The organism is Cytophagales bacterium (assembly GCA_019456305.1).
Taxonomy (GTDB): domain Bacteria; phylum Bacteroidota; class Bacteroidia; order Cytophagales; family VRUD01; genus VRUD01.
This window is the reverse complement of the sequence record VRUD01000134.1, coordinates 1-5,520: the sequence shown is the minus strand read 5'-3', so window position 1 is coordinate 5,520 and position 5,520 is coordinate 1. Positions and strand designations below refer to the sequence as shown.

The 5,520-nt window shown below is 66.5% G+C and carries 6 protein-coding genes; all 6 read right to left on the bottom strand.

Annotated features, from left to right (window positions below; all coding sequences use genetic code 11):
- Nucleotides 1-395: 395 nt before the first annotated feature.
- The 6 genes from FVQ77_17160 to FVQ77_17135 all read right to left on the bottom strand — a co-directional run bounded on the left by FVQ77_17160 (nucleotide 396) and on the right by FVQ77_17135 (nucleotide 5,013).
- Nucleotides 396-1,268 (bottom strand): hypothetical protein, encoded by an 873-nt coding sequence (locus FVQ77_17160; GenBank protein ID MBW8052032.1) that lies wholly within the window; start codon nucleotides 1,266-1,268, stop codon nucleotides 396-398.
- A gap of 2 nt (nucleotides 1,269-1,270) precedes the next feature.
- Entirely contained in the window at nucleotides 1,271-2,029 is a 759-nt protein-coding gene (locus FVQ77_17155) for a hypothetical protein (protein MBW8052031.1), read from the bottom strand.
- An 84-nt stretch (nucleotides 2,030-2,113) separates the two neighbouring features.
- Nucleotides 2,114-2,761: a hypothetical protein gene (locus tag FVQ77_17150; GenBank protein MBW8052030.1), complete on the bottom strand. Its 648-nt coding sequence runs from the start codon at nucleotides 2,759-2,761 to the stop codon at nucleotides 2,114-2,116.
- Nucleotides 2,762-2,857: 96 nt separating this feature from the next.
- Complete coding sequence (locus FVQ77_17145; protein MBW8052029.1) at nucleotides 2,858-4,213, bottom strand: hypothetical protein; 1,356 nt, start codon at nucleotides 4,211-4,213, stop codon at nucleotides 2,858-2,860.
- A 138-nt stretch (nucleotides 4,214-4,351) separates the two neighbouring features.
- Complete coding sequence (locus FVQ77_17140) at nucleotides 4,352-4,801, bottom strand: helix-turn-helix domain-containing protein (GenBank protein MBW8052028.1); 450 nt, start codon at nucleotides 4,799-4,801, stop codon at nucleotides 4,352-4,354.
- Between the two features lie 20 nt (nucleotides 4,802-4,821).
- Complete coding sequence (locus FVQ77_17135) at nucleotides 4,822-5,013, bottom strand: hypothetical protein (GenBank protein ID MBW8052027.1); 192 nt, start codon at nucleotides 5,011-5,013, stop codon at nucleotides 4,822-4,824.
- Between the last annotated feature and the right edge of the window lie 507 nt (nucleotides 5,014-5,520).

The following is a 5,520-nucleotide window of genomic DNA, read 5'->3' as shown; positions in this document are numbered from 1 at the left end:
GAGGTCGAGCGCATGGTCTAACCGCGGTGCCGGCCGACGGGCGGTCGCCGGCGACCCGCGCGGCGAGCCGACGTTGCCGGGCTGTTCTGCAATGCGAACAGCCCCTTGGGAGATACTTTAGAGTCACCGCACGAAAGGCGATAACCCGTTGTTTCAGCACGGTGAATTGTTGAGAGAGCAGAGAAAACGTAGGACCTCCTCGTTCACACCGAGGAGGTCCGTGGTTCAATCCCACGTGCGCCCACCCCCCCTTGACAATAGTTATTCCTGAGCGGACTATCAAGACGCCCCCCCCTCCTGGGGTCGGGTGCCCACAAAGCAAGGCGGCCTCGTGTACTTTACGCGGGGCCGTCTCTTATGGGGAAGCCGGAACGTATCGTGAATCGCGGATAACTCTAGCCGGTCCGGACCACCATGATCCGGCCCTTCTCGCTGTGCAGCCCGATCGGCACGGCCTGGCCGACCAGCTCCCAGACGATCGCCCCGCCGGCGCCGCCGAACAGGAAGAAGTCGGCCTTAAAGAGCAGATCGACCTGCTCTTTTGGCCCGATGCTGATCGGGTCGTCGTCCAGCAAGAACGTGCCGAAGATGCCGGTGACCCGGAAGCGCAGGTGGACGCCCTCGATACGGTTGTTCGGGCCCTTGACCGTGAGCGCGAAGATGGCGGTGAACTGGCCTTGGGGCAGATCGGCGCTGATGTTGCTGTTGGCCCAGGCGCCTCGGTTCTGCACGGCGATCGGCATCCGCGTGGGCTGTCCGCCGGGTAGGATCGGGATGTTGCCGGGGCCGCGGCGGCGCTGCAGCGGCCCGCTGAAGATCGGCTGGCTGCAGAAGGTCGAGGCGTTGAGCAGGGTCTGCCAGTCGTAGAAGAACTCATCGGTGGCGGCGTAGAGCAGCCAGGCGAAGCCGATGGCTTCGAGCGGGCTGGTGATGATCAGCAGGGTCTTGAGGGCCTTGGCGGCGTAGCGCTGGGTCTTGGTCTCGCGGCCCGAGCGGGTGAACTTCATCTTGTGCAGCTTGCGGCCGTGGCCGCCGCGGCCGGCCTTGCCGGAGATAAACGTGGCATGGGCGCGCAGGGCGTCTTCGAGATCGAAGAAGCTGATCATGAGCAAGAGCCGCAGGAAGGCCGGCGCGAAGGTCTCGACGTAGACGTACCAGGGCCGGGCGCAGGGATGGAAGATGATGTCGTTGACGAAGTTCGCGGTCTTCGGCGCCAGCGTGCCGGACGGCAGCTCGCGCCATTCCAGCCAGGGCTTCTCCTCGGCCACGGTCAGCCGGCCCCGATCACGTTGAGGGTGAAGAACGTGCGCTCGAAGGCTTGAGCGGCGGTCGCCTTGCTCGTGAATATGGCGACGTCGAAGAAGTCGCCGGCGACCACGTCGAGAGCTCCATAGCCGACCCCACACCCCGGGAAGCCGGTCTCGGTCTGCGCTTGCCTGCTCACCTCGAGGCCGTTTTTCCTGATCAACAGGTTAGTGAGGTTGGTGCCGAGGTCGAGCGTGCTTACCCAGCCGGCGCTCAGAGAGACGACGTCGGGCCCTGGGGGGATCGTGAGCCGGGTCGGTTGGGCCGGGTCCCAGAAGCCGAAGGTGTCGAGCACCGGCAACGGCCATTCGATCGTCGTGCGGACGTTGGGCGGGAGACTGAAGGGTGACGTGAGCTTGAGGATCGCACCTTGGAACACAACGTTCTCCAGGAACGGCCGGCGGTGCCGAATCAGGCGACCGTCGGGCAGGGTGAAGTCGAAGATGCCCTCGGAGATCGTCCTGGTCAAGACGTCGCGCCAGAGCAGGCCGAGGTTGCGCGTGGCGTTCATCGCCAGGAGCGTTTGCGAGGCCGGGGCGTGCTTGACCAGGCGCCCGGCTTCCTTGAACCAGGCGTTCTGGACGCGAACCCACTTGCTCTTGGGGCGGCCGCGCTTGCGCGGCCAGCTGCGGGCGACCAGCTGGCCGCGATCGTCATAGAGGATCAGCTTGCCGGACAGCGACGGGAAGCGTTGGCGTCTCGGGTCGGCCTTGATCCGGGTCATGCGACTTGCCCGGTGGCGGTCCGGGCGGCCGCGCGGGCGGCCGCCCGGGGGACGGTCCAGGTGGGCACCGTGGGAGCGCAGTCCCTAGACCGTCACGAGGATGCTGTCCTGCAGCGATACCCCGAAGGCGATGGTGAGGTCGGCCTTGGTGAATTCGAACCAGGCGCCGACGACCCAGGTCGCCGCGGTTAGGCCGACCAGATCGACCTGGAAGGGGGTCGCCGCGTCGAGGCCCTCGACGGTCGCGAACTCGGTCCCGGTCTGCGGGTCCTGGTCGAGGATCGCGACCGCGACGGCCTGGGTGATGGCCCAGCCGGTCGGCAGGGCCGGGGCCCCGATGACGGCCTCGATACCGAGCGAGGCGACCGTGGTCAAGACCAGCGAGGCGGCCGGCAGGCCGCCCTTGGCACCAGGACTCATGAACCAAGAGAGCAGGTCCGTCTGTCCGCGATTTTGTTGCACGAAATCGGCCATGTACTTGTTGCGGCCGGCGAGGACCTGGCCGACCGCGAAGCGGTCCCAGGGCGCCCGCAACAGCGGGCCGGCGAGCTTCCAGGTGTCGCTGGCGGACGAGAACGTGTTTCGGGTCTTGAGTTGCTCGACGGTCCTCGGGTTGGCGGGGACGACGTGCCGGCGCACGTAGGGCCGGCCCTTCCACTTCGAGAAGACCATCGTCTTCGCGAGCGTGCCCGAGGCCCCGAAGCTGAGCAGCGGTGCGGTCGGTTTGGCCATGGTGGCCTCCGTGGTTGTAGGGACGGCGTGGAGCCTACGCCGCGCAACGTCCGTTCGTCCAGAGCCGATGTTCTCGGCCCGTTCGAGTTTCAGGTCCTAATCGCTCGGGCTCGACGCGGCGTCGGTAAGCGCGCCGATCTCGGTGAAGCCGCCGCCGCTGCCCTTGTTGGTGTGCCAATCGTCCGTCGCGCCGGAGAAGAAAACCAGCGGCGCCGTGCCGGTCGGGGCCGAGCCGTCCGCGCCCAGATCGACGGGCTTGCCGGAGGCGTCGATGAACTTGCGCCGGTTGGCGAGGACGCTGATATCAAGGTACTCGTCGGTCAGGTAGAGCTCGGCCACGTCGCCGTTGAAAAACTGCGTGTCGTTGAGCTTGGCGCCGACCGCGATATCGGTGAAGGTCCAATCGATGTCGCCGGTCGTTGGGGCGCCGACCTCGGTGATGGCCAAGGCGGCGTCGTCGAGGAAGACCTGGCCGACAGGGGTGACGGCGATCAGGTTCGCCGCCACCAGCAGATGGTGCCAGCCGGGGTTTGTGAGGTTCGTGAAGGAATCGTCGGAGTTCCATGCCCAGAGTAGGATGCCGGCGGGGTCGCGAAGCTGCAGTTGTAGCTTGTCGCTGGCGTTTCGCAAGCTCAGGAGCCGCCCCAGGGTATCGCGGAAGAACCACATGACGGCGCCGGGGGAGCCGGCGATGTTGATCCAGATCGACCAGAGGAAGGGCGGTCCATCGACGGCGCCGGTCAAGCCGGCAGCCCTTTTCAGAACGTCGTTCGTGCCGTCGAAGTGCACGGCGTTGACGGTGAACCCCGCCGCCGGCGTTGCGGTTCCCGTGAGGCTCGGGCCGTAGGCGACCGAGCCGTCCGGCTTGCGCCAGCGCAGCCAGGCGCCGACGACGTAGAGCGCGCCGCCGGTAAGCCCGCTCAGGACGACCTGGGCTTGCGCGACGGCGTCCTCGCCGGCGGTCACCTCGAGGAAGGTCGTCGTGGCCGGATCGCCGTCGCGGATGGCGGCGGCGATCGCGCTTTCCAGGGTCCAACCGAGGGGCGGCGCGGGGTTGGTGAAGTCCACGGTTATGGAGCTCACGCCGGCGGTGAGAGCGATTGCGCTCGCCGCCAGGCCGCCGGCGGCGCCGGGCGAGAATGTGGTGTTGAGGAGGTCCGTCCGTCCGATGTTATCCCGGACGAAGCGCCCGAGCCAGGCGTTGTAGCCGCTCTTGACCTGGCCGGCCGCGAAGCGGTCCCAAGGCGCTTTGAAGAGCGCCGGCGCCGGCACCCAAAGCGCATCGCCGGTCTTGAAGGTGTCGCGGGCCCGGGCCTGCGCCGGCGTCCGCGGGTCCTTGCCGGCGACGTGGTGCTTGACGTAGGCCCGGCCCTTCCAGCGGGCGTAAGTCAGGGTCTTGGCGATGGTGCCGCTGGCACCGAGGCTCAACAACGGTGCTTGGGGTTTAGCCATGGGTTGCCTTCCGGGCCCGGAGCTTAGGCCCCGAGCCCGCCCGGTGTCGAGCGCCGGGGGGCGATCCGGACGTGGTAACATTTCGAGCTCCGAAGGTTACCGGTAGGATCTCACCGGTAACCTTCGGGATCCCGATCGTTACCGGACCATGCGGGCGAACAGCGGAATCTTCTTCTCTATCGAGTAGGGCTCGACGTCCCAGGCGTCATGGGTGCCGAAAAGATCGGTCAAGGGCTCCATGAACTTCCATGGCACCGGCCGTTTGGCGCCTTCCCACTGGGCGACCCGACTGCGCGCGACGCCGAGCTTGTCGGCGAGCTCGCCTTGCTTCATGTCGGCCGCGAATCGGGCCTTGGCGATCGCGTGGCCGAGGGCGACGCAACCGCTGTCCCGGTAATGGTGTTTGATGGGAAGCTGGTAGGCGTTGGGGGTGTAGTAGGGGTGGTCTTTCGGGTATCCGCGTCGGCCCATGGTGCAGGTCCTCCGATTGTTACCGGTGCGATCGTACCGGTAACATTGGCGATCGTCAATGTTACCGGACGCCTGGGTTTTCTCAGGTCCCGAAAAAAAAGGCGGCCCGGAGCTCATGCCCCGAGCCGCCCGGTTCGCTACGACCTGGCGAAGCCGATGTCGAAGCGCAGGCCCTCGCTCTCGCCCTCGACGGTGCACTTGTCGTGCCCGTTCTCGATCAGCCAGTCGATCGCCTGGGCGACCTTGGCGCCGCTGTAGAGGACGGTGTCGTTCTCGTCGAGGATGAAGACCAGCCGCTTGCGGCGGGTCATCTGAACGTCAGTCATCATGGTCAACATCGGAGCTCTCCCGTGATTTGGTGAACTCGTCGAAACCGGCGTCCTGCAGGGCGCCGATCGCGAGCTTGGGATCGCCGAGGCGCAGGTGGCGGTAGACCCGAAGACAGAGGTCGAACCACTGTTCCTCGGTCAGGTGTCCATGCTCGATCATGTTTGCTTCCTCGGTGGTTGCTGGGTCCCGCCGGCCGGAGGCCGCGCGGTTGGCCGGACCAACCGGCTGGGCGCCGGCAGTCACCCGCTTGGGGCGCAGCGGAGTGGAGCAGTTGGCGCAGCCGACTTGACGGCCGTCTGAGCCCAGCTGGTAGGATTGGCCATCCGCGCGGCCCCACTTCTTGCTGGGTTCTTGCTGGGTTCTTGAGCTCGAGCCGCGAACGCCGGCGTCTGTTGATTTCGTCTCCGTGGTTGCAAGTGCACTGGGTCGAAGCGGCCGCCGGCCCTGTACTCTTCCTATGAAGAGTGCAGGTTTTCGGGAGGCTACGTACCGTAGCCTCCCGAATA

Bases quoted from the DNA above. Each gene is read 5' to 3' on its own strand.
- FVQ77_17155 (MBW8052031.1), bottom strand. From the start codon at position 2,029: ATGACCCGGATCAAGGCCGACCCGAGACGCCAACGCTTCCCGTCGCTG.
- FVQ77_17140 (MBW8052028.1), bottom strand. From the start codon at position 4,801: ATGAGCTCCGGGCCGCCTTTTTTTTCGGGACCTGAGAAAACCCAGGCG.
- FVQ77_17145 (MBW8052029.1), bottom strand. From the start codon at position 4,213: ATGGCTAAACCCCAAGCACCGTTGTTGAGCCTCGGTGCCAGCGGCACC.
- FVQ77_17150 (MBW8052030.1), bottom strand. From the start codon at position 2,761: ATGGCCAAACCGACCGCACCGCTGCTCAGCTTCGGGGCCTCGGGCACG.
- FVQ77_17135 (MBW8052027.1), bottom strand. From the start codon at position 5,013: ATGATGACTGACGTTCAGATGACCCGCCGCAAGCGGCTGGTCTTCATC.